Genomic DNA, 22,605 nt, shown 5'->3' on the forward strand with positions numbered 1-22,605 from the left:
TACTGTCGCCCGGCCGGAGCCGACTAAGGTCGTCGCATGCGGACCATCGACTGGGTCGACGACGCCATCGAGATCATCGACCAGACCGCGTTGCCCGACCGGACCACCGTACTACGGCTGTCCACCGTCGAGACGGTGGTCGACGCGATCCGGTCCCTGGCGGTTCGCGGCGCGCCGGCGCTCGGCGTGGCCGGTGCCCTCGGGGTGGCGCTGGCCGCGCGGCTGCACCACGACGAGCCGCAACGACTGGCCGACGCCGTCGAACGGCTGCGTACCGCCCGGCCGACCGCGGTCAACCTCGCCCGGGGCGTCGACCGGGCGGCGGCCCGGCTCGCGGAGAGCCCGTCGGCCGTACTCGCCGAAGCGGTGGCCCTGCGCGACGAGGAGGAGGCGGCGTCGGTGGCGATGGCCCGGCTCGGGGCCGACCTGCTCGGGCAGCTCTGTCCGCCCCGGTGCCGGCTGCTGACCCACTGCAACACCGGTGCGCTGGCCACGGTCACCGGAGGAACCGCGCTCGGGGTCGTCGTCGAACTGCACCGGCGCGGCGGGCTGGAGTCGGTGATCGCCAGTGAGACCCGGCCGCTGCTGCAGGGTGCCCGGCTGACCGCCTGGGAACTCGACCGGGCCGGGGTCGACTTCCGGGTCGCCGTCGACGGGGCCGGGCCGTTCCTGATGGCCCGTGGCCTGGTCGACGCGGTCGTCGTGGGCGCCGACCGGATCTGCGCGAACGGCGACACGATCAACAAGATCGGCACGTACGCCCATGCGCTCGGCGCCCGCCGGGCCGGGCTGCCGTTCGTGGTGGTCGCTCCCGAATCGACGGTGGATCCGGCGACCGCCACCGGCGCACAGGTCGAAATCGAGGACCGGGGGTCCGCCGAGGTGGTCAGTTTCGCCGCGACCCGGACCACGCCGGCCGGGGCCGGCGCGGTCAATCCCGCCTTCGACGTGACGCCCGCCGACCTGGTGACCGCCGTCGTCACCGACCGCCGGGTGATCCGGCTGGACCGGGGCGAACAGGTCTGAGCCGCCGGCAGACAGTTCGGCCCACCGTCGGCCGGTCTGCCCGGGTCAGTCGACCAGCCGACCAGCCAGCCCGGGTCAGTTAGCCCGGGTCAGTCGACCGGTGCCGGCCGGACCGCTGTCACGGTACGCCGGTCGTCGGCCACGGCGGTGACCCAACCGCCGGCCCGCCCCAGCCGCAGCAGCGCGTCCGGCCGGGCCGGCAGCTCCAGCGGCCGGCCCGGCTGTGGTGGCCAGCCTCCCCGTGCCGAACTGCCCGGGGTCAGCCACGGCACCAGAGCCTGCACCGGGTCTTCCGCGTCCAGCGCCGCCCGGGCCGCCGTCAGGGTGGACAGCACCTCGTCCAGGCCGGCCCGGACCGCCCCGGCGTTGCCGCCGCACATCGCCGCGACCAGCTCCGGCCGGCTGGCCGCCACCCGGGTGCCGTCCCGGAACGACCCCGCCGCCAACGACCAGGCGAGCGGGTCGGTCACCGCGCTGGCGGCCAGCGCGGTCGCGAGCAGATGCGGTACGTGACTGATCGCCGCGACGGCCCGATCGTGCTCCTCGGCGGTGGCCGGTACCACCCGGGCACCCAGCCCGGTCACCGCTGTCGCGATGGTCAGCCAGTCGTCGACCGAGGTCACCGGCGGTTCCAGGCAAAGCACCCAGGCGCAGCCGGTGAACAGCTCCGGGTCGGCGGAGGTGAACCCGGAAGTCTCCCGACCAGCCATCGGATGGCCGCCGACGAACCCGGCGGTCCGGTCGTGCTGGCGGTGCAGACGCCGGTCGACCAGCCGCCGCACCGGTTCCTTGACCGAGGTGACGTCGGTGACCAGCCCGGAGTAGCCGACCGCGGCGATCTCGTCGAGCACCGGACCCACCGCCGGCAGCGGCACCGCCAACAGCACCAGATCGGCGTCGGCCACCGTGTCCCGTACCGTCGGGGCGACCTGCCAGCGCGCGTCGGGTGCGGCCCGCGCGGCGGCGGTACGCGCGGTGGCCCGGGTCGCAGGATCGGCGTCGTACCCGAAAACCCGGTGTCCGGCGGCGGCGAACGCGCGCAGCGCCGAGCCGCCGATCAGCCCCAGCCCGATCACCGCCACTCGCACGCGGTGACTCTGCCACATCGAGCCAGGGCGCGGTCGGGCAGCCGCCGTCGGTACGCTGACTTGGCACGGTGGCGGACCGACGCGAGCCGCCGCCCCGGCCGCAGGAGGGAGGGACGAGATGCCGGACCGGCCGATCGAATGGCCGTCACCCGCACCGACCAGCCCGCCGGGCTGGCCCGGTGCGCCGGCCGGCTGGCACCCGCCGGTGGCCGGCTGGGGTTCGCCACGTGGGCAGCACCCGTACCCGCCGGGGATGTTTCCGGCCATGCCCGCACAGCCACCGGCCCCGCCCCGGCCGACCTACCGGGAGCCGCACCCGGTACGCCCGGGAGCCGTCGCACTCGGGGCGCTGGCCACCGCGCTGTGGCTGCTGCTGACCGGCCTGATCGGCCAGGACCTGCGCGGGTACGCCCTGTCGACGCTGCTCTGCGGCGTGCTGGCCTGGGCCGTCGCGATCCTGCTCGCCCGGGTCGGCGACCGGGGCGTGGCGACCGGCATCGCGCTCGCCATGTCGGCCGGCTGGAGCATCACGACTGTGGCGCTCGCCACACACTGGGCGGCGGCCGGCGACTGGCCACTGTGGTGACCAGCGGCGGGCGAATTCCGGGCTTGACGAACGCGGCGACGGTCGGCACGCTCGGCGGCATGGCCAACACCGGGCACCGGCTCGATCCCGAGCGGAATCGACGCCGACTGCAGATCCTCGCCGAGCTTGCCGGCGCCAAGCTCGGCCGCGAACGGGTCCGGCCCCGTAAGGTCCGTGGGCAGCAGCTGCGCGAGTTGATCGCGGCCCGCCGACTGGTCAACTGACCGAACGCCTCAGCTGACCGGACGTCGACGCGCTGTCGCGCACCCGTCCCTGCCGGTCAGTGACTGTTCGGGGCGTTGTGGGGTCAACGACCCACCTGAGCCGATACCGTCATTCTGACGACAGAATCGGCGGTCACCGACGGCGGCGCGGATGCCGCGCCGCCCGGTGACCGCAGGGACCATTGGGGGGACCGTGCCCTATTTTGCAGCCGCTGCCGTACGCGGCCCGGCCGGTTGGTCCGGCGCCGAGCTCGACCTCGGTGGGGTCGCCGACATCGACGAAGTGGTCGACCGGCTCCGTGAGGTCGATTCCGACGCCGAGGTGTCACTGCTGTTCGTCGAATCGGACGACAGCTACCTGGTGATCCTGCGCCTCGACGAGGGCGAGGATCTGCGGATCTTCAGCTCGGACGCCGCGTTCGCCGAGGAGTCGCGGCTGGGCGCACTGCTGATCGGCGACATCCGTACCCCGGCCGTCGAGGTCGACCTCGAACCGGTCGTGGTCGGCGCTGGCGGCGGCTCGATGTCCGCCGCCGCTGCCGCGCCGGCCGGTTCCCGTGCCGGTGGGTACCTGGTCGGCGACCCGTTGGACGACTCCGACGACGTCGACGCGTTGGCCGACGAGGAGGACGACGACGATGAGCCGGCCGCCGACCCGGACGCGGAGCCGGTCGGGGACGCCGACCTGCTCGCCGACCTAGGTCTGTCGGCCCGACGCCTGCTGGCGCTGTGCGCCCGCGACGGCATGCTGCCGGCCGACGTGACCGCAGAGATCTGCCAGACGGTCGGCTGCGGCGACGAGATCGAGGAGTTGCGCGAGGCATGAGACCGGGCGGGGCGACGGCGTGACCGGGCGGGGCGACGGCGTGCCGACGGCCCGACGGCACCGCGACCCGCTGCACGAGAGCTGGATGCGGCGGGCGTTGTCGGTGGCGGGCGGGCCGACCGCCGGTGCCGGCCCCGTTGGTGTGCCGCCCGGCACGGCAGGGGTACCCGTCGGTGCGGCTGACGTGCCGGTCGGTATGGCTGACGTGCCGGTCGGTGCGGTCGTCTACGACGCGGCCGGCCGTGAACTCGCGGTCGCCCACAACGAACGTGAACTGACCGGCGACCCGACGGCGCACGCCGAGGTCCTCGCCCTGCGCCGGGCCGCCGCCCGGCTCGGCCGGTGGCGGCTCGACGGGTGCACCCTGGTGGTCACCCTGGAGCCGTGCACCATGTGCGCCGGGGCGTTGGTGCTGGCCCGGATCTCGACCGTGGTCTTCGGCGCGTGGGAGCCGAAGACCGGTGCCGTCGGATCGCTGTGGGACGTCGTGCGCGACCGCCGCCTCAACCACCGGCCGACCGTGTACGCCGGGGTGCTGGCCGACGAGTGCGCCGCCGCGCTGCGGGCGTTCTTCCGCTGAGCCGGGCGGCCCGCCGGTATCGTCGGCCGATCCCGGTGGCGTCAGGCGATCGCGGTGTCCAGTGCGATGCGTACCATCTCGCTGAAGGTCTGCTCCCGGTCGTCCGCGCTCATCTTCTCGCCGGTGCGGATGTGGTCGCTCACGGTGAGGATGGTCAACGCGCGGGCCCGGAACCGGGCGGCGATGGTGTACAGCGCCGCCGACTCCATCTCGACCGCCAGCACCCCGTAGTCGGCGAGCGTGTCGTACAGGTCCGGCCGGTCGGTGTAGAACGCGTCGGCGGCCAGGACCGGGCCGACCCGCAGATCGACACCGTGCCGGTGGGCGGCGTCGACCGCCGTACGCAGCAGACCGAAATCCGCCACCGGGGCGTAGTCGACCAGCCCGGCGAAGCGCACCCGGTTCATGTTCGAGTCGGTGGACGAACCATTGGCCGCGATCACGTCCCGCAGTTGCAGGTCCTCTGCCAGCGCACCGCAGGAGCCGACCCGGATCAGCGTCCGGACCCCGTACTCGTTGATCAGCTCGTGGGCGTAGATCGACGCCGACGGCATGCCCATTCCCGACCCCTGCACCGACACCCGCGTCCCGGCGTACCGGCCGGTGAAGCCGAACATGCCGCGCACGTTCGAGTAGCAGGTGGCGTCCTCGAGGAAGTTCTCGGCGATCCACTTGGCGCGCAGCGGGTCTCCGGGCATGAGGACCCGCTCGGCGATGTCGCCGGGCTTGGCTCCGATGTGCGTGCTCATGGCCATGATCCTGCCAGTGCGGCCGGTGCCGCCTACGCTCGGGCGGTACCGCCGTGACGGTCGGCAGGCGCTTCAGGTAGCCTACTCGGCGGTGGTGTGTCCGAGTGGCCTAAGGAGCACGCCTCGAAAGCGTGTGAGGGTTCACGCCCTCCGCGGGTTCAAATCCCGCCGCCACCGCCACTGAGCAGGCGATCATCCTGCTGGTTGAACGCCCGGCAGGTCCGCGAGGACCGGCCGGGCGTTTCGGCGCACCGGCCGTCACCGGTCGGCGATCAGCTCGACGACGGCGCTGGCGATCCGGTCGATCGCCGCCGAATCGGCCAGCAGGGCGGCGACCCGCTCGTCTGCGGCCGGTCCACCACCGGGCGGCCGGTCCATCTCGTCGGCACCCGTGCCGGTGTCGAACACCGAGCGGAGTACGGCGACCACCGCGCACCGGGGGTCGGCGCCTCGGCGCAGCTGCGCCTCGATCGCCGTCACCGCGACCGACGCCAGCTCGGTCAACCGGGCCTCGTCCGCCTCGTCCGGCGTCCTCGGCTGCAGGTGGTCGCTCTCGCGGGCCGGACCGGTCCCGGCCCGCGCGGCCGGCGGCACCGGGGCGTGCTTGCGGCCGAGCGGCCGTTCGACGAAGTCCGCGTACCACTTCGGACGTCTGCGCATCGCGGCGAGCACCCGGTCGAGGTCGGCCGTCACCTCCCGTTCCCCGCCACCACAGTGGCCGGTGACGGCGGCTCGGCGGTCCGCCCACGCGCCCAGCGGCCACACCCGTACCCCGGCCGTGGCCGGGATCCCCACCCAGACCAGTACCTCGACGGCGAGGGCCAGCAGCCACGGGTCCTGGTCGAGGTGGTGCTTGAGCCATCCGGGCAGCCGGGGCCGCTGCAACGCGCCACGGTCGCCGCGTCGGCGGCGATGCGCGTCGACGGTGGCCGGCCCGATCCGCCGGGCGATCCACCCCTCCAGGTTGACCACTGGGACCTTGGCGCTGGTCAGCAGGTCGTCGAGGACCGCCTCGACGTCGTCGTGGAACTTGTCCAGGCATTCGGCTTCCAGTCGGTGGACCGACGACGCGCAGGTGTGGTGTCCCCGGGCGAGTTCGATCCGACGGGTCAGCCGCTGGAACACCACCGGCCAGACCAGCGCGTACCCACCCGCGCGGAGCAGCCCACGCTCCGCGTCGGACGCCGCCCTCGCGCGGTCCGCCAGTATGCCCCGTCGGGCGAGGTCCCGGACGTGATCTTCTGCGGCAGTACGCCCGGACGACGCGCCGGCGGCCCGGACAGCCACGCTCGCACTGGCCATCGGTATCTGTCCTTTCCGGTAATCCACCAAATCATCAGAAAGGTGTGAGTGGGAGGGTGATCGGCGACATGCGTACGGGTCGAAAGATATCTGCGGTTCTGTTGACTCAGGAAGCGATCGGAGTCCGTTGCCGTAATAGTGCGTAGTAGCGGGGTCGAATTGTCGCCCGGTGCAGATCTGAGGGGTGTCCCGCCGGATCTATGTATGGCGTACTGGTGCGACTACGTAGTTCGCCCAATGGAACGGCCGCCGGGCGCGGCGAAGCTGGCGATGTGCCGGTGCCCGACCCGCACGTCGACCGATCCCATCAGGAGTGCTGCGATGACCACCACACTTCCTTCTCTGCCGGACCGCCCCACCCACCGGGCCGAGCCCGCCGACCGGCTGCTCGACCTGGTGCTTCCCGGGCCGGTCGAGCCGACCACCCGGACCCTGCTGACGGCGGCCGCCGCCGGCGACCCGGTACTGCTGCGCGCCCTGGTCCAGCTCGGGCTGGCCCTCGGCGACCTGGTCCGCCGGGACGGACACTGGCGGTGGAGCACCACCGGACCGCGTACCGCCTTGCCGACCGGGTCGTGCGGTACACGGCCGGTTCGGCGTACCGCCGGCCAGCTCGCCGCGATCCGGACCCTGGCCGAGTCGTGGAGCCGGCCGCACCCGGCCGCCGGCTGCACCGTCGCCGACCGGCCGGGGGCGGCCGTGCCGCCAGTGCGAGTGCCCCGGCTGACCGTCCGCGAACAGGAGATCCTGCGCCTGCTCGCGGACGGTCTGACCGCTCGGGCGATCGGTCACCGGCTGCTGCTGTCGCCGCGTACGGTGGCCAAGCACCAGGAGCGGATGTACCGCAAGTTCGGCACCTCCGACCGGCTGACCACCGTGCTGCGGGCGCAGCGGCTGGGCCTGCTCCCGCCGCCGGACGCGCTGGCCGTCACGGGCCGTGGCGACGGGTGAATCAGGACATCTCGCTCGGGCGGGGGTCGAGACCGAGATCCACGACCACGGTCACCGCGGTCCGGCCGTTGAGGTAGACCGTCACCGGCCGGCTGGCCCCGTCCAGCAACTCCAGCTTGACCACCGAACCGGTTTCCATGGCGGTCTGGATGCCGGCGAGGACCGGGTCGAGGTTCGACTCGGGGATCTCCCACTCGGACCCGTCGACGATCACACGCTTGCGAGCCATGATTTCCACCTTTCAGTCTGTTGTCCGTACCGATATTTCAGCACCGCCGGGGCACCGGGCGTAATTAGATGAATTGCGTACCGGTGACCCGGCGGAGGCGTTGGTCAGTCGACCGTTTCGACCGTGTACGAGAACGAAAAATCCTGCGCCCGCAGATTCCCCACGGCCGGGTGCCGGCCGACGCCGAATTCCTCGGTCGCCAGCAGGGAGGTGCGGTACAGGCCGATGCTGTCGCCGACCGCGTCCAGCAGCAGCCGGTACGCCAGATTGACGACCACGGCACCCGCCCCGATCGCGGCGGCTGCGGCGGCGGCCTGCGGGGCGGCCACGGCCAGCCCGAGTAGGTTTGCCCCGGCGGCCTGGAAGGCCGGGCCGTTGAGTTCGTCGCGCAGCAGGTCGCTCAGTGCCCGGCTGTCCCCGGTGTCCCGGGACACCCAGACCGCCAGGTCCAGGTAGTCCACCGCCCGACCGTGGTAGACGAGCATCCGGTCCAACGGCAGCCGGTCTCCGTCGCGGACGTTGCGGAACCGCGCCGTCTCCGCCCGGTACGGCACCGCCGGGTCGTCGTCGGCGGTGCCGGTGAGCACCACCGCGTCGACCCGGATGTCGGCGCTGCGCAGCGCCCGGTTGCGGTGCACCAGCACCTCGTCCAGCCGGACCGCGACGGTGCGCGCCGCGCCGCCACGGGCCCGGAACAGCAGCCGCGACCGGTCCGGGCGTTCGTCGATCAGGAACCGCACCGACTCGGCCGGCGGCCGCGCCGTCGGGCTCAGGCTGAATTCGATGGTACGCAGCGCGTAGCGCACCTCCGGGGCGAACTCGTTGGACATATCCCGCATACCGCCGCTGCCCAGCTGGTCGAGGGCCCGCTCCAGCGGCGACTGGTCGCGGCGTGGGACGCGGCGGCCGAGCTCGGCGCGGTCGGCGGTGCGGATGCCGTCCTGTTGGAGCAGCCCGACGTCCTGCGGCTGCGAGGTGGCGATCAGCAGGACCGTCTCCGGCCGCCCGGCCGCCGGCACGATGCCGGCCGGCCAGTTCAGTCGCACACCGCGCAGCACCCCGCTCAGGGCGTCGTACCCCACCAGGTACTCCTTGTCGGGCTTGAGCTGGAACCCGGACGGCGCGAAGTTGGTGAGGTTCTCGATCCGGGCGGAGACGCCGATGTCGAGCAGCGACACGTAGACCGCCTCGGTGCCGTCGTTGCGCACCCGCACGTACACCTGGTCGCCGTCGTGCACGACCTCGCCGGCGGACCGCATGGGCACCTCGACGCCGTCGACGACCCGGCCCCACTCGAAGGTCAACGGGGTGTCGAGGGCGCACCGGGGGTCTTCACCGAGGGCCCGCAGTCCGGTGGCGCGGGCGACCCGTTCCAGGTCGGTGAGCAGCCGGGCGGCGGTGCCCGGCCCGGCCGGTCGGGGGCTGTGCAGCGGACCGGTCCGGTCGTGGATCTGGTAGTTGCCGGCCCGATCGGGCCGGACCTCCACGGTGCACGGCTCGTCAGCATCGGCCAGCCGGACCAGGGTGCTGGTCCGGATCGCGGCGACCAGGTCGGCGGCGTCCGGGTCGGTCACCCGGACCGGCAGCGCGGGCGCGGCGCTGCGGGTCCGGTACGCGCGGGCCGTCGTCGGCACCTCGGACCAGCCGGTACGCAGGGTGAGCTCGGCCTGTGCCGCCAGCGCCCCGAGCCGGTCGACGACGGCGGTGCCGACGCTGGTCTCCTCGTCGACCGGCAGCTCGGCCGGCATCACGGTGAACTCGTCGTGGAGCTCGACGCCGAGCAGCGGGGCGCCGGGCAGGACCACCCGGCCGTCGGGAGTGGGGGCCACCGGCAGGCCGGCGATCGGGTCCGTCTCCTGGAGTGAGAACAGCAGTCGGCGGGACGGCCCTTCCACCTCGGGCCGCTGGTTCGACGCCCGGCGCAGCACCTGGCGACGTACCGTCTCCATCAGCGTGAACCAGGTCACCGGAAGGTCCTCGGCGGCGGCCAGTGCCTGGATCAGCGCCTCGGTGAACATCCCGGTGCGCAGCCCGGCACCGTTGCGGTACTCGTAGGCGGACTGCTCGGGGGCGCAGGCCACCAGCCGCACCGAGTACGGGTCGCCGGTCACTACCCGCCGGTCGACCGCGAGCCCGTCCCGGCGCAGCGCCGCCAGGTGCCGGCTGATCTGCTCGTACCGGGTGGTCGACTGCCGGTCCAGGCCTTTGACCCGCAGGTCGGGGTCGCGGGACTGGTGGGCGGCGTGGCAGCAGTCCAAGGCCACCACCACGTTCTGCGTCACCTCGGTCAGCCGGGCCTGCAGCACTGACAGCTCGACCGAGGCGATGCCCCGAAACTCATCCTCAGTGGATGGAGAGTAGTCGGTGGGCACGATGAACTGCAGGTCGCCCGGCCGCCGGCCGGGCGTCGGCTGGCTGGCCGGATCGTCCGCAGCCGGGTCGTCGCTGGCCGGATCCGGTGCGGACGCGTATCCGCCGTGACCGCTGTAGTAGAACAGGACGGTATCGTCCGCCGTGCTCTGTCCGATCAGTTTCTCGTAGCCGGCGAGGATGCCGGCACGGGTGGCATCGTCGCCGGTAAGACAGGAGATGGTGAACCCACGCCCATCGAGCGCCGCCGCGATCGTTTCGACATCGTTGTGCACCCCGGTGAGGCCGTCGGTCTGAGAACCGACCAGCAATGCTCTCCGCGTCACCGCTACCCCCTAAAAGGTCGCTCAGCAGATCCGGTGTGGACTTTACGGGTCGGGCGCCGGTGACGTCATCACTCAGTGCCTACGATCTTTTGCGTACGGTCACTTTCGGCTCGCCCGCCGGCGATCGGCTCCGACCTGACAGGACGATCCACCGGTACGTTCGGTGCGACGGCTCCGTACGGAGGTCTATCCGGATTCCCGATCGGAGCAGAGCCGGAGCCGATGAGCCATCGAGGCGGCGGCATTACGGTTGTTGGCCGCCATCTTCCTGAGCAGGTTGGACACATGGACACCCGCCGTGCGTTCGGTGATGAACAGTTCGGTGGCGATCTCCCGGTTGGTCCTGCCCAGGCAGAGCAGACACAGCACCTCCAACTCGCGGGCGGTGAGACCGAACGGCCGGGCCGCCGGCCCGGCGGTGTCGGCGGCTGGCTCCGGCAACTCGGGGTCGAGGGTGACCCGGGCCCGGCGGGCCATCGCCTCGATCTCGCTACGCAGCGGCCCGGCCGGCAGCGGACTGGTGGACTGCCAGGCCGACCTGGCGGCCGATCCGGCGCGGGTCAGGTCACCAACGGCGAGCGCGGTCTCGGCTTCCCGCCAGTAGGCGTAGCCGGCCGGGTAGGACCGACCGAGCATCGACCAGCCCCGGGCCACCACCGCCCAGGCGTCGGGGTCGGCGGTGCCTCGGGCCCGGGCGAGCTCGGCCAGGCAGAGGTCACGCCACACCCGTACCTGCGAAATCCCGGCCTGGTCGGCGTGCGCCTGGTCGGTCTGCGGGAGATCCAGGCTGTCGACCGGCACCGCCGCCTGGCCGGCCAACCGCTCGGCGTACGCGACAACCGCCGACAACCGGACCGGGTCACGCTCGGGTTGCGTGCGCAGCAGCTCGCACTCGTCGGCGGCGGCCCGCAGTCCGACGGCGTACATCCGGGTGAGTTCCAGGAGGTTGGCCTGGCCCTCCAGCACAGCCAGGCCGGCCCGCACCGCCTCAGCCGCCCCGGTCAGGTCGTTCCGCCACAGGGCGAGCTCCACCAGACAGGCGTACAGCGGTCCGACGAACCGGGGGTCGGTGGTCGGCCGGTCCACGAGTTGGACGCCGGCCAGCAGATCGGCGGCCGCGTCGAAGGATCCCTGGGCGAGCCGGATCTCGGCCAGGGTCAGCCGAGGGTAGAGGGTGCCCCGCAGCGGCCTGGCCCGCAGCACGTCGTCCAGCACCGCGGCCGCTTCGTCCCACCGGCCGAGCAGTACCAGCGTCGCGGCGGCGTTGTTGGCCAGCACGCCGGCGCCGCGGGCCTGCTCCAGACCGCGTTCGCGGGCCACCTTCAACCCGTCGAGGGCGACCTGGACCGAGTCGGTGAGCCGCCCTACGTGCTCCAGCGCGACCGCGAGGTTGCCGTACGCCCGGAACAGGTCCTCAAGGTGGTCGACCTCCTCGGCGATCCGCAGTGCCTCGCGTACCTTGGCCATGCCGTCGCTCGGCTGGTCGAGCATGGTCAACGCCATGCCCAGGGTGTTGAGCGCGCGGCCCTCCTCGGCCCGGGCCGCCACCGCCCGGGCCAGCTCGACCGCGTGGGCACCTTCCCTCGCGCCCTCGGCGTACCGGCCCTCGCGTACCTCGGCCATCGCCACAGCGGCCAGTACCCGGGCGCTCACCGCGCTCGGCGGCTGCTCGGCCAGCGCCCGTGCCGCCGCCCGGTAGGTCTGTTGCGATTCGCCGTACTCACCGGCTTCCCAGAGGTAGTTGCCGAGGCGTTCGAGCAGTTCACCCGCGTCGCGGGCGGCGGCGGCCCGGTCCACCTCGGCGATCGCGGCGCGAATCAGTTCCAGCGCCTGCTCGACCCGACCGCCCCACCGGGCGGTGTCGGCGGCGGCGGCCAGCACCCGCCAGCGCGGCTGGCCGGTGCGTCGCTGCGGATCGTCGACGCGCGACCACAAGCTGAGCACCCGCTGGTACTGCTGTTCGGCTTCGCGGAACGCGTGGACCCGTACCGCCATCTCGCCGGCGTGCACGGCGGCGGTCAGCGCCTCCGGTAGTGCTCTGGCCTCGTACCAGTGGTGGGCCAGTTCGGCCGCTGCGGTGAGATCCTCGGCGAGGCTGAACCCCGGGTCCGCGGTGAGGGCGGTGGCGAGCGCGCGGTGCAACCCGACCCGCTCACCCGGCAGCAGTTCCTGGTAGACCGCCTCGCGCAGCAGGGCATGCCGGAAAACGTACGTGTCGTCGGCGGCGTCGATGGTGAGAACGTGCTGGGCGACGCACTGCCGCAGCGCTTTGATCAGCTGCTGATCGGGCAGGTCGCAGACGGCTGCCAGCAGCCGGTGGCTCACTCGCCGCCCGGCGACCGCTGCGACTCGCAGCACGTCGGCTGCGGCGTCGTCGAGCAGTTCGACCCGGGACAGCATGATCTCGCTCAGAGAGTTGGGCAGTCGGGTGGACGCGGGATCGGTCAACACCCCGGAGACCACCAGTTCCTCGGCGAAGAACGCGTTTCCGTCGGACAGTTCGTAGTACCGGTCCAGCAGCGACCGGTCCACCGGGTCGCCGGTCGACGCGGTCAGGAACCGTTCCAGCTCGGCGCGGGTGAACCGGGCCAGCTCCAGCCGGTGGATCCGGCGGATGAAGTCCGGCTCGGCGAGCAGCGTCCGCAGTGGGTGCCGCCGGTCCAGGTCGTTCGACCGGTAGCTGTGCACCAGCAGGATCCGCTCGTCGGTCTGCGCCCGGGCCAGATAGGAGACCAGGTCCAAGGTGGATGGATCGGCCCAGTGCAGGTCCTCGAAGATCAGCACGGTCGGCGCGTGCGCGCCGAAGTGGTCGAGCATCCGCAGGACCGCGCCGAACACCCGCAGCTGTGCGGTCGACTCGCCGAGGGGCGCGACTCCGGTGAAGTCCGACATCAGCCGGCTCAGTTCGGCGTACGATGGGCCGCCCAGTTCACGTACCCGCTGCTCACCGAGTGCCCGGACGATCCGCCGCAGGGCGTCGATCAACGGGGCGTACGGCACCGCGCCGGTGCCCAGGTTGATGCAGGCGCCGCGCAGGACGGTGCGGCCCGCCGAGCGGGCCTCGGCGGCGAACTCCTCGAGCAGCCGGCTCTTTCCGACGCCCGCCTCACCGCCGACGAAGACCGTCGCGGCGGCGCTGCCCGCCGCCTCGGTCAACAGCCCGGTCAGCCGGGCGCGTTCCGCGGCGCGGCCGATGAAAGATCCACCCGCTGCCGGAAACTGCGCAGATGCGTACGCCGTCGCCATGTGTCCATGGTGGCGCGAGTAATGGGGACTGTCAGCCGTCGCCGTGTGTCACATCGTATTCGGTGGCCGATGCTGACTCAGTGGTCACCGGAAAATGCCGGTCCGGTCGGCCGGAAGCGATGGTGTGCCGTTGCGCTGCGTTGTCCAGGTTAACGACAATCGTCGCGGTCGTCCGGCTCCGGAATCGATTCCACGGTACGCCGGCGGTCGTCGACGTACTCGGCCAACCCGTCAAGGTCCGCACCGCCGGTCACAGCGGCCTGCCACGCCGCGCCGAACTCGGCGGCGAGTAATTCGACCATCCGTTGTCGGGTTTCGGCTGGTAGCCCGTCATCGGGCACCGGTCCGCCGGATCGATCGTCGATCATCGAGACCTCCGTCGCGATCGTTGGCCTCGTACTCCGGAATTGATGTGCCCCTCGGACATTGTCAATAGTTCGGATCATATCCGAACCTGACGGACAGTCGGCCTTGGCCGTTCAGCGGACGGCCTGACGACAATCAAGATCACCGTAACAAGATCACCGTAGCTGGTCCGAGTCGGGCCGGGCTGCCGTCGCCCGCAGTCGGGGCCACCGTCACCCGGGGCCGGTCGGATCGAACCGCTGCACCCCGGGCGGAAGGTCCGGCCCGTCGGGCAGGACCGGTCCGGCGTCGCCGGCCGCGCGATAGCCGGACCGGACGACGCTGTCGATGAGCACCTGTGCGATCCCGGTGATCGTCCGGGCCGGATCGGAGCCGGGCACCATCAGGTACGACGCCGTCCGTCCCGATCCGGTCGCCGGATGGGCCAGCGACCTGATGATCCGGGGATCCGCCTCGTCGACGCCGCATGCGACGACGCTCGGGCGGGCGCTGGACGAGGTCAGCTCGGCGAACGCCGCCTGCCAGGCGGACCGCAAGTCGGTTGGCCGGCCATCGCTGATGAACCAGACGGTGGGCCGGTGTGTGGTCGCTCCGCTGGCCGCGAACCGCGCCATGTCCGATTCGATCTCGTCCCGTGTGGTCGCGAACGCCGACTCGTAGCAGGTGCCGCCGCGTGCGGTGAGGGGTGGTGCGACCAGCCCGGGAGCCAGCAGATCACCGAGCGGGAGTCGGACCTCCGCGTGGTCGGAGAAGTCGATCAGCCCGAACCGTACCCGGGCCGCGACGACCGGGTGCCGCGCCAGCGCGTCGACGAGCGCCGGCACGATCTCGTTCGCCGCCTCCAACTTGCCGTCCGCCGCCATCGACACCGAGACGTCGACGACCAGATAGAACGGCAGCAGGGTGTTGTCTGACCGGCGCATCGATGGGCTCCTCCGTCCGCCATGCCCCAGGTCTGACGGACGGGTGTGGGCCGAGCTGGACGAAGCTCAGTGCGGACCGTCCGCTGGCTCGTGCGGCTGGCCGTCGGCGGCGATGTCGGACACGATCTGGCAGGTGTCGACGACCGGATCGACGGCCTGTGCCTGGTCGGCCAGCTGGAACAGCAGCGACCGCAGTGCCTCGCGGTCGGTCGGCTGCAGCGGCCCCAGTAGGTGCTTTTCAGCCTGCTCCAGCCGGTCCCGGGTCGCCGACCAGACCTGGTGCCCGTGGTCGGTCGCGACGATGGTCTTGTGCCGGCGGTCGTCCGGGTTGGCCCGTCGCTCGACCAGGCCGGCGTTCTCCAGGTCGTCGATCAGGTAGGTCATCACCGTCTTGTCGATGCCCAGCCGACGGGCCAGCGAGATCTGACTCTGCGGCGTGGCCTCGACCGCCGCCGCCAGTACCTGATGGCCGCGCGGCCCGCCGGGCAGGTCGTGCAGCACGGCGCTGCTGCTCTTGACGTACGCCCGGAAGACCACGCCCAGCGCCCAGCCGAGGTCGCCGCCGCCAGCGGTGCGGGCCGGACCCGGGTCCGTGCGTTGACCGGGACGAGGCATACGTCGAGCTTATCGCCGGCTCGTCTGCGTCGAACGACCATCTTCAGGGTCAGAAGAGTCACACTGCCGATCGTCTGCTCAGCAGACTATCTTGGAGGCATACGCATGACTGCTGTCGCGGGGAGCGGACGACATGGCTGACTACGGACACGACCTGCTGTTCGGCACCTTCATCACCCCGGTCGCCGATCAGGCCGACCGGACCCTGGCGCTCGCCCAGCTGACCGAGGAAGCCGGGCTCGACCTGGTGACCGTGCAGGACCACCCGTACCAGGCCCGGTTCCTGGACACCTGGACCCTGCTGTCGGTGATCGCCGCCCGCACCACCCGGGTCCGGGTCGCGCCGAACGTCGCCAACCTGCCGCTGCGCCAGCCGGCGATGCTGGCCCGCAGCGCGGCCAGCCTCGACCTGCTCAGCGGCGGCCGGGTCGAGCTGGGCCTCGGGGCCGGTGCCTTCTGGGACGCGATCGCGGCGATGGGCGGCGGCCGGCTCACCCCGGCCGAGAGCGTCGAAGCGCTGGCGGAGGGCATCGAGATCATCCGCTCGGTCTGGGACGCCGGCGGCGGCACCGTCAAGGTCGACGGCCGGCATCACCGGGTATGGGGTGTGCATCCAGGTCCGGCGCCAGCCCACCCCATCGGCATCTGGCTGGGCGCGTACAAGAAGCGGATGCTCGGGGTCACCGGTCGACTCGCCGACGGTTGGCTGCCCAGCAGCCCGTACGCGCCGCCGGAGCAGCTACCGGCGATGAACGCGGCCATCGACGCGGCGGCACGGCAGGCGGGGCGGGATCCGGCCGTGGTCCGCCGGCTCTACAACATCAGCGGTACGTTCGGCAGCGGCGACGGATTCCTCACCGGTACGCCGGCCGACTGGGCCGAGCAGCTCGCCGGACTGACCCTGGAGCAGGGCTTCAGCGGCTACCTACTGGCCAGCGACGACCCGGACATGATCCGCCGGTTCGCCGCCGAGGTGGTGCCGGCGGTCCGCGACCTGGTCGCCGCCGGCCGCAGCGCCGCAGCAGCGGGTTCGGTTCCCGCCGCGTCGGCCGCTGCGGCCGCCGGCATCACCCCCACCCCCGACGACGGGGTACGGCTCAGCGCTGAACGCGTCTGGGACGAGTCGACCCGGCCGACCGCCCCGCCACCCGACCCCACGCTGACCTACAGTCCCGCCCAGCGGACCGCCGGGCAGCACCTGATCGACGTACACGATCATCTGCGCGAGGAGCTGCGGACCGTGCGCGACCTGATCGACCAGGTCGCAGCCGGCACCATGACCGCCGGCGGTGCCCGGGCGCACATCAACACGATGACCATGCGGCAGAACAACTGGACCCTCGGCGCCTACTGCGAGTCGTACTGCCGGGTGGTGACCACCCACCACACCATCGAGGACATCGGCATGCTGCCGCAGCTGCGCCGCGCCGACCCGGGACTCGCCCCGGTGGTCGACCGGCTGTCGGAGGAGCATCACGTCATCCACGACGTGCTGGAACGGGTCGACCGGGCGCTGGTTGCCCTGGTCAGCGAGCCGGACCGGATCGGCGACGTCAAGACCGCCGTCGACCTGCTCACCGATACCCTGCTGTCCCACCTGTCCTACGAGGAACGCGAGCTGGTCGAGCCACTGGCCCGGTTCGGTGTGGGGTGACCAGCACCGGCCGGGCAAGATCTCCGTCATGCGGTTGACTATCGAGCGCGCCGACTTCGCTGACCCGGAGCTCGGCGTCTTCCTGCAGGCACATCTCGACGAACTCGCGCCGACGGCGCCTGCCGAGAGCCGACACGCGCTGGATCTTTCCGGGCTGCGGGCACCGGGCGTCCGTCTGTGGGTCGCCCGGATGAGTGGCGAACTGGTGGGCACGGGTGCCCTGGCCGAGGTGGAGCCGGCGCACGAGGAGATTAAGAGCATGCGGACGGATCCGCGACGACGCGGCCAGGGCATCGCCGCGCGCGTCCTCGACCACCTCATCGCGGACGCGCGACGACGCGGCATCCGCCGCATCTCGCTGGAGACCGGAAGCATGGACTTCTTCGTCCCGGCGAGGACGTTGTACGCGAAGGCGGGCTTCGCCCCCTGCCCGCCCTTCGGCGCCTACGTCGACGATCCCAACAGCACGTTCATGACCCGCGAGCTGACGTGACCTGAGGCACGACCCAGACCGGCGTCGAGGGCAGCCGGCTGCTCCCTACGCCCGGGCCGCGCACCGGTGCGCCGTGCCCGATCCGCCACCCGGTGTCAGTACGGATCGCGGCCAGCGCCTGTCGCTCGCGTACCAGCCATCTCGTACGCCCGCACGCCACCACGCTACGGCCGGGCGGTGCCGGTGGAACCGGAGCCGGGTGTCTCGTCGACGGCGGAGGAGTCCCTGGCTGACCCGCCGGGCGCGTCGCCCCGCTGACCCTGGGACCGACTCCGCCCACGCTGAGACCAGAACCGAGACGAGAAGCTGCACGAACGCCGCTGCCCGTGTGTATCGGCCAGCGGCATTGTGGCTGCTCGGCGAGCAGCCGTGATCCACAGCGTCTCTTCGACTCGACACGCCGGGGTCTGATCAGCTGGAGTGCTGCAGATCATGGTGCGCGCCGCGGGCTGTCGGAGCGTCGTGAGCGGGCTGATCGGGCGAGGGATAGCTGGCCGATGTCAGCACATGGCCGACCACGCACGTCGGGAACCGCTAAAGCGCTTCTTCTTGAAACGGCCGGTTCTGTTTGATCCAGGCGACGACCTCTTCGCGTGCCCAGATCCGGCCGACGGTGAGCGTATCGAGTGGCTTCGGGAAGTCTGACCGGTTGACGATGGTCTGGGTGCGCTGACGGCTGATGCCACCCATGAGCGCCTGAATCTCGCCCAAAGCCACCAGTCTCATGTCGCGAACGCTACGCCAAGGTTAGCAACGGCAGCAAGTTGCGCCCGTTGCCACAGTCGACGTGGTAGTAGGTCTGGGCACATTCAGGCTAGCTGCGCTCTGTCGCGACAACCAGCGATGAGGGGATGCGCGCTCGCGTGATTACCTGTCCGGGGCCGATGAAGCGGCGAACTACGAGGAGTCCCGCAGTGTGTGCCTCAAAGCCTGCATGGCTAGCGCACGCATCGGCGATCAACCACGGCGTGTAGCCTCGCTCGAAGGCGTCCACGGCGCCCTTTAGGACGCAGCTTTCAGTAGCAATTCCACAAAAGTATGGCTCTGTCCACCCGTGCTGCTGGAATAATTTCTCGCCCTCCGTGGTGAACGGGCTATAAATGAGTTTGTCGAGTACGATCCCGCGCTCGACGTACGGCGCCAACTCGGGCACTATGTCGGTTTCGGGTGCATCCTGCAGTTTCCGCCAACCAAAGAATCGCTCGAAAGGGCTGCCGGGGTAGTTCAGGTACCGGGTGAAGAGCGTGTCGTTGCCGGCTGCCTGCCAGCGGCGTACCAGGTCGACAACAACAGGAACGACGTGCGCTGACTGTTCGCGTACGAAGCCGTTCTGCATGTCCGTGACTACTAGTACAGGGCGACCTGATGCCATCGGCTCAGCCTTGATCCGTATCGCGGAGGGTTTCGATGGCTTGGTCCAGGGCTGGCATTAGATCGCACGTTCGCAGAATTGCTCGGCGCATTGCCTGATGTTGTCCGGTCTCCCGCAGGCGGGAAACGGTAAGCCGGGAGCGTGCTCCCCGGAGATAGCGCCATCCATGTTCTGGCGGTACCTGCGGATCTCGTCCCTGCTCTACCTGTCGGGCGATCGCGTCGCTGTATGCCCACATCGATTGAATCGCAAGCTCGCAGGCGACCATCTCGGATTCCGTCAGGGAACGCTCGGCTGAGATCGGATGGTATACGACTCCGGACCATGAGGCGTAGCCCACCGAAATCCCAGGTACGCCGAACGATTCGATGCCTACGTGATCGTACGCCTCGGAAAGCAATGACTGCTCGACTAGTTCGGCGTGAGCTAGGTGTTCGTCGTCCATGGCGCGATCGCGGTGCAGCAATGCTCGTGGGGTCGACATGATGCGTAGTGCGGCATCTAATAGCTCCGGTGGCCACGCTGGCTCAGTAACCCAATGAACGCCAAGGATGTAAATCGCTGACTCGTCCTCGGCCGGTGCGATAGGTGCGAGGTAGTCGGTAGCCCATTTGATGTTGTCGCCGTACGATACCTCCCGCCAGGCGGCGAGTGCCGCGATCGTGGACAACTCGACGTGCTCCACAAGGTGAAAGATTGCCGATCCGCACGGCCAGACGTACAGCGTGCAGTCGCCCTCCGGGTGCTCGACCGGAGTCGAAGAGCAGGTGTGCAACTGCTCCTCGGCCGGCGTGCAGCCGGTGGCCTCGCATAGCCGGGCAGCGCCTTCAGCGCCGATGAATGCTGTAAGGAACTTGTGGGATCGCGCCTTGAAGTGCGGCCGATCCTCGGCGCTGCCGGTTAGCTCGCCGAACAGGTCATGGGGCTTTGCGTCGTACGCCAGGCAGTAGAGCTGGCGGTAGATCGGGTCGGTGACTGATACGCGCCCGGTCTCGTGGCGGTACATCGCTTTCTCGATGGCCTCGACCGTCGGCGTCTCACGGATGCCGTGCTGTTGGCCTACGCGGTGCAACTCGCGCGCTGCGCGTTTGCGGGACTCCCAGCCGACTGCCCTCCGGCGGTTGACCAGCACAAGATTGGGCTTGAACTGCCGAGGGACTTCAGTGGACATGGGCCGTGTCCTTCGTGTCCGTGTGTAGTACCTGCCCGGATCGTCGCCGGCAGGGCAGTCTCATCGATAGGCAAGCAAGATACCGCCGCAGACGGGAGCCGAGGTCAGCGTCAGTCATCAGTACGAGCCTACGCGGTACAGATGGTGCCGAGTCGGCCTTGGAGGCACGACGTCGATGGACGAAGATCGCTGGACCGAGTCGGGTCCGAACGCTGACGACGCCCAGGCTATCCGTGAGTGCGGGACCGATGAAGCGGCCGAGGTGGCTCTCACGCTGCGGTGGAGTTTCGAGGACCTGAAGGCCGAGCACGGTGAGGCCGGCGCCCGACGGATTCTCGCCGAGGTCCTTGCCCGGTGGCAGGCCAACGGCGGCGAGCCGGTGGCGTTCGACGGCTGACGACGCGTGGCCGATCGGAAACGTCTTCCCTTGTGAGAGGAATCCATCGATGTGGGATGTCGGGGCGCTGTTCAGTGCGGCGCTGCTGGGCTTCTGCGCCGGGCTGTGGTCGTTCAAGGTCAAGTCGCGGTGGTGTCCGGACTGCGGGCGTACGACGTATCCGTTGGCGGATCGGCGTGGCGGGTAGTCGGCTGCTCCGCACGCCCGAGCCGAGGCCGGGTGACGTGCTGGTGGTCGGCGGTGAGGCCAGTGTGCAGTTCGCTGGTGAGCGCAGACTGAGGTTCCGGGTCATCTCGGTCGACCCCAGGCCGACGTACGAGGGCTGGGTCTGGGTCACCCCTGGATATTCACGGGGTCGTGATCTTGTAACGGTTTCGTGAGGCCCGGAAACGCGGAAGTGCCTGCCAGGCAAGGGAAAATGGTGATTGCGACATCTACCAGGATCTCTAGCGAGGAGGCACTTCCGACGTGCGTGAGCTTACCGGATGGTCGAAGGACCTGCGTGTCACCGCCGACGGTGACGGGGTGGTGGCGATGGTCGGGGTGGCGGGCCTACGCATGCTCGCCGACCGCACCGGCCTGACGGCGGGCATCTCCACCGTGCTAGCCAGGCCGGGATTCGATCCGGTCCATGACCGGGGCCGGGTCCTGACTGACATCGCGTGTTCGATCGCCGCTGGCGGGACAGACGTGTACGACATCGAGGCGCTACGGGCCCAGGCCGCGTTGTTCGGGCCGGTGGCCTCGGACACCACCGCCCTGCGCGCGCTGGGTGAGATCAGCGACAGCGGTCTGCACCGCATCGACGCCGCGCGGGCGAAGTCGCGCGCGCATCTGTGGAGCCTGCTACCGGCCGGCGTGCCGGAGGCGACCTACGCCGGTGGCCTGAGCATGGGCGGGACGATCGTGCTGCGGGTGGACGGCACCATCACCGTGGCCCATTCCCGCAAGGAACACGCCGAGGCGACGTTCAAGAAGACGTTCGGGTTCCACAGCCTCGGCGTGTGGATCGACAACACCGGTGAACTGGCCGCCCTGATGCCCCGCCCCGGCAACGCCGGGGCGAACACCGCCGCCGATCTGATCGAGGTCCTGCGCCAGGCCATCGCGCAGATACCCGCCGACCGACGCGACGACCTGCTGATCACCTCCGACGGTGCCGGCGCCTCACACACGCTCATCGACTGGCTGCACAGCCTCGACCAGACCGGTGGGCGTCGAGTGGCGTACTCGATCGGGTTCGACGTCGACGAACACGTCCGGGCGGCATGCAACCGCCGACCCGACGACTGGTGGGTCCCGTGCCTGTCCAACACCACCGGCGAGGTCATCGACGGCCTTCAGGTCACCGAGATCACCGACCTGCTCCGCGAGCGGCTGACCGGCCTGAAGTGGCCGAAGACGATGCGGGTCATCGTGCGCCGGCGCAAGCTGTTCGACCACGAACAGGCCACCCTGTTCGACACCTGCGGCTACCGGTACTCGGCGTTCGTCACCAACACCGGCGCCCACGGCCCGGACGGCCTGTCCGTGCAACGCGCCGACGCCCGTCACCGCGTACACGCCCGCGTCGAAGACGACGTACGCACCACCAAGGACACCGGCCTCGGGCATCTGCCGTCCAAACAATGGCAGGTCAACAAGGCCTGGTGCGCCGCCGTCACCATTGCCGTGGACCTCACCGCGTGGATGCGCCTCTACGCGCTGACCGGCGCCCTGGCCAAGGCCGAGCCCAAGACACTGCGTTACCGGATCTTCCAGACCCCCGCACGCCTGGTCCGCGCCCGCCGCTACCGGTGGCTACGCCTACCCCACACCTGGCCCTGGGCCACCGACCTGGCCACCGCCATCGAGATCATCCGCCGGATGCCCATGCCCGCCACCTGACCACCCACACCACCGCCCCGACGACCAGGAGGAACCCCAGGAGACCACGCCACCGGCGCGACAGCCGGCCCACAACCACACCCAACGGAGCCGATACATCCACCGCCAACGATGCAGACTCGCTGGTCATCGAACGGCGTCAGACCCACGAAGAATCAGGGTCACGGGTTACGTGATCGACAGATCCGGCGATGCCGCCGAGCGGCGGGAGATATTCGTGCAAC

General features: G+C 70.7%; 23 protein-coding genes and 1 tRNA gene. 12 read left to right on the forward strand and 12 right to left on the reverse strand.

The window, feature by feature from the left end:
- Positions 1–36 precede the first annotated feature (36 nt).
- Positions 37–1,026, forward strand: coding sequence for an S-methyl-5-thioribose-1-phosphate isomerase (mtnA, locus tag O7553_RS29040; RefSeq protein WP_281552723.1), 990 nt, complete (start codon positions 37–39; stop codon positions 1,024–1,026).
- An 89-nt stretch (positions 1,027–1,115) separates the two neighbouring features.
- On the opposite strand, the gene O7553_RS29045 is transcribed toward mtnA, so the two are convergent.
- Positions 1,116–2,114 carry a prephenate dehydrogenase/arogenate dehydrogenase family protein gene (locus O7553_RS29045; protein ID WP_281552724.1) on the reverse strand — a complete coding sequence of 333 codons (999 nt, stop codon included), beginning with the start codon at positions 2,112–2,114 and terminating at the stop codon, positions 1,116–1,118.
- A 118-nt stretch (positions 2,115–2,232) separates the two neighbouring features.
- Between O7553_RS29045 and O7553_RS29050 the strand changes: the two genes are divergently transcribed.
- The 4 genes from O7553_RS29050 (at position 2,233) to O7553_RS29065 (ending at position 4,330) form a co-directional block, all read left to right on the forward strand.
- Positions 2,233–2,700, forward strand: coding sequence for a hypothetical protein (locus O7553_RS29050; RefSeq protein ID WP_281552725.1), 468 nt, complete (start codon positions 2,233–2,235; stop codon positions 2,698–2,700).
- Positions 2,701–2,723: 23 nt separating this feature from the next.
- Entirely contained in the window at positions 2,724–2,924 is a 201-nt protein-coding gene (locus tag O7553_RS29055) for a hypothetical protein (protein WP_281552726.1), read from the forward strand.
- 193 nt (positions 2,925–3,117) lie between these two features.
- Positions 3,118–3,750 (forward strand): tRNA adenosine deaminase-associated protein, encoded by a 633-nt coding sequence (locus O7553_RS29060; RefSeq protein WP_281552727.1) that lies wholly within the window; start codon positions 3,118–3,120, stop codon positions 3,748–3,750.
- Positions 3,751–3,769: 19 nt separating this feature from the next.
- Positions 3,770–4,330, forward strand: a complete 561-nt coding sequence (locus tag O7553_RS29065; protein WP_281552728.1) for a nucleoside deaminase — start codon at positions 3,770–3,772, stop codon at positions 4,328–4,330.
- A gap of 41 nt (positions 4,331–4,371) precedes the next feature.
- On the opposite strand, the gene deoD is transcribed toward O7553_RS29065, so the two are convergent.
- Positions 4,372–5,079, reverse strand: a complete 708-nt coding sequence (gene deoD / locus O7553_RS29070) for a purine-nucleoside phosphorylase (protein WP_281552729.1) — start codon at positions 5,077–5,079, stop codon at positions 4,372–4,374.
- Between the two features lie 90 nt (positions 5,080–5,169).
- On the opposite strand from deoD, the gene O7553_RS29075 reads away from it, so the two are divergent.
- Positions 5,170–5,259, forward strand: a tRNA-Ser gene (locus tag O7553_RS29075).
- Between the two features lie 78 nt (positions 5,260–5,337).
- Here the strand turns inward: O7553_RS29075 and O7553_RS29080 are convergent.
- Positions 5,338–6,381: a hypothetical protein gene (locus O7553_RS29080; protein WP_281552730.1), complete on the reverse strand. Its 1,044-nt coding sequence runs from the start codon at positions 6,379–6,381 to the stop codon at positions 5,338–5,340.
- A 321-nt stretch (positions 6,382–6,702) separates the two neighbouring features.
- On the opposite strand from O7553_RS29080, the gene O7553_RS29085 reads away from it, so the two are divergent.
- Positions 6,703–7,332 (forward strand): LuxR C-terminal-related transcriptional regulator, encoded by a 630-nt coding sequence (locus O7553_RS29085; protein ID WP_281552731.1) that lies wholly within the window; start codon positions 6,703–6,705, stop codon positions 7,330–7,332.
- Position 7,333: 1 nt separating this feature from the next.
- Here O7553_RS29085 and O7553_RS29090 read toward each other — a convergent pair whose 3' ends face one another.
- From O7553_RS29090 to O7553_RS29115, 6 genes are all read right to left on the reverse strand, one after another.
- Positions 7,334–7,561 (reverse strand): hypothetical protein, encoded by a 228-nt coding sequence (locus O7553_RS29090; RefSeq protein ID WP_281552732.1) that lies wholly within the window; start codon positions 7,559–7,561, stop codon positions 7,334–7,336.
- A gap of 104 nt (positions 7,562–7,665) precedes the next feature.
- Entirely contained in the window at positions 7,666–10,257 is a 2,592-nt protein-coding gene (locus O7553_RS29095) for a caspase family protein (RefSeq protein ID WP_281552733.1), read from the reverse strand.
- Between the two features lie 186 nt (positions 10,258–10,443).
- The gene (locus tag O7553_RS29100) at positions 10,444–13,503 is read right to left on the reverse strand and encodes an AAA family ATPase (protein ID WP_281552734.1); all 3,060 of its coding nucleotides are present in this window, start codon (positions 13,501–13,503) and stop codon (positions 10,444–10,446) included.
- Positions 13,504–13,652: 149 nt separating this feature from the next.
- The gene (locus O7553_RS29105; protein ID WP_281552735.1) at positions 13,653–13,871 is read right to left on the reverse strand and encodes a hypothetical protein; all 219 of its coding nucleotides are present in this window, start codon (positions 13,869–13,871) and stop codon (positions 13,653–13,655) included.
- A gap of 210 nt (positions 13,872–14,081) precedes the next feature.
- Positions 14,082–14,792, reverse strand: coding sequence for a VWA domain-containing protein (locus O7553_RS29110; protein ID WP_281552736.1), 711 nt, complete (start codon positions 14,790–14,792; stop codon positions 14,082–14,084).
- A 66-nt stretch (positions 14,793–14,858) separates the two neighbouring features.
- On the reverse strand, positions 14,859–15,407 hold the full coding sequence (locus O7553_RS29115; RefSeq protein WP_281552737.1) for a MarR family winged helix-turn-helix transcriptional regulator: 549 nt from the start codon (positions 15,405–15,407) through the stop codon (positions 14,859–14,861).
- 133 nt (positions 15,408–15,540) lie between these two features.
- Between O7553_RS29115 and O7553_RS29120 the strand changes: the two genes are divergently transcribed.
- Positions 15,541–17,061 carry an LLM class flavin-dependent oxidoreductase gene (locus O7553_RS29120; protein WP_281552738.1) on the forward strand — a complete coding sequence of 507 codons (1,521 nt, stop codon included), beginning with the start codon at positions 15,541–15,543 and terminating at the stop codon, positions 17,059–17,061.
- Positions 17,062–17,089: 28 nt separating this feature from the next.
- Positions 17,090–17,554, forward strand: a complete 465-nt coding sequence (locus O7553_RS29125; protein ID WP_281552739.1) for a GNAT family N-acetyltransferase — start codon at positions 17,090–17,092, stop codon at positions 17,552–17,554.
- A 534-nt stretch (positions 17,555–18,088) separates the two neighbouring features.
- Here O7553_RS29125 and O7553_RS29130 read toward each other — a convergent pair.
- The 3 genes from O7553_RS29130 to O7553_RS29140 form a co-directional block, all read right to left on the reverse strand.
- A complete protein-coding gene (locus O7553_RS29130) occupies positions 18,089–18,280 on the reverse strand; it encodes a hypothetical protein (protein WP_281552740.1) in 192 nt (63 codons plus the stop codon).
- Positions 18,281–18,368: 88 nt separating this feature from the next.
- Positions 18,369–18,926, reverse strand: coding sequence for a cysteine hydrolase (locus tag O7553_RS29135; protein WP_281552741.1), 558 nt, complete (start codon positions 18,924–18,926; stop codon positions 18,369–18,371).
- 4 nt (positions 18,927–18,930) lie between these two features.
- A complete protein-coding gene (locus O7553_RS29140; RefSeq protein WP_281552742.1) occupies positions 18,931–20,097 on the reverse strand; it encodes a hypothetical protein in 1,167 nt (388 codons plus the stop codon).
- A gap of 175 nt (positions 20,098–20,272) precedes the next feature.
- Here O7553_RS29140 and O7553_RS29145 point away from each other — a divergent pair, with 175 nt between their 5' ends.
- The 3 genes from O7553_RS29145 (at position 20,273) to O7553_RS29155 (ending at position 22,381) form a co-directional block, all read left to right on the forward strand.
- The gene (locus O7553_RS29145) at positions 20,273–20,494 is read left to right on the forward strand and encodes a hypothetical protein (protein ID WP_281552743.1); all 222 of its coding nucleotides are present in this window, start codon (positions 20,273–20,275) and stop codon (positions 20,492–20,494) included.
- A gap of 49 nt (positions 20,495–20,543) precedes the next feature.
- Positions 20,544–20,681 carry a hypothetical protein gene (locus tag O7553_RS29150; RefSeq protein WP_278172456.1) on the forward strand — a complete coding sequence of 46 codons (138 nt, stop codon included), beginning with the start codon at positions 20,544–20,546 and terminating at the stop codon, positions 20,679–20,681.
- A 281-nt stretch (positions 20,682–20,962) separates the two neighbouring features.
- Complete coding sequence (locus O7553_RS29155) at positions 20,963–22,381, forward strand: IS1380 family transposase (RefSeq protein ID WP_281550523.1); 1,419 nt, start codon at positions 20,963–20,965, stop codon at positions 22,379–22,381.
- Positions 22,382–22,605: the final 224 nt, after the last annotated feature.

It is taken from the genome of Solwaraspora sp. WMMA2059, assembly GCF_027497315.1.
Taxonomy (GTDB): domain Bacteria; phylum Actinomycetota; class Actinomycetes; order Mycobacteriales; family Micromonosporaceae; genus Micromonospora_E.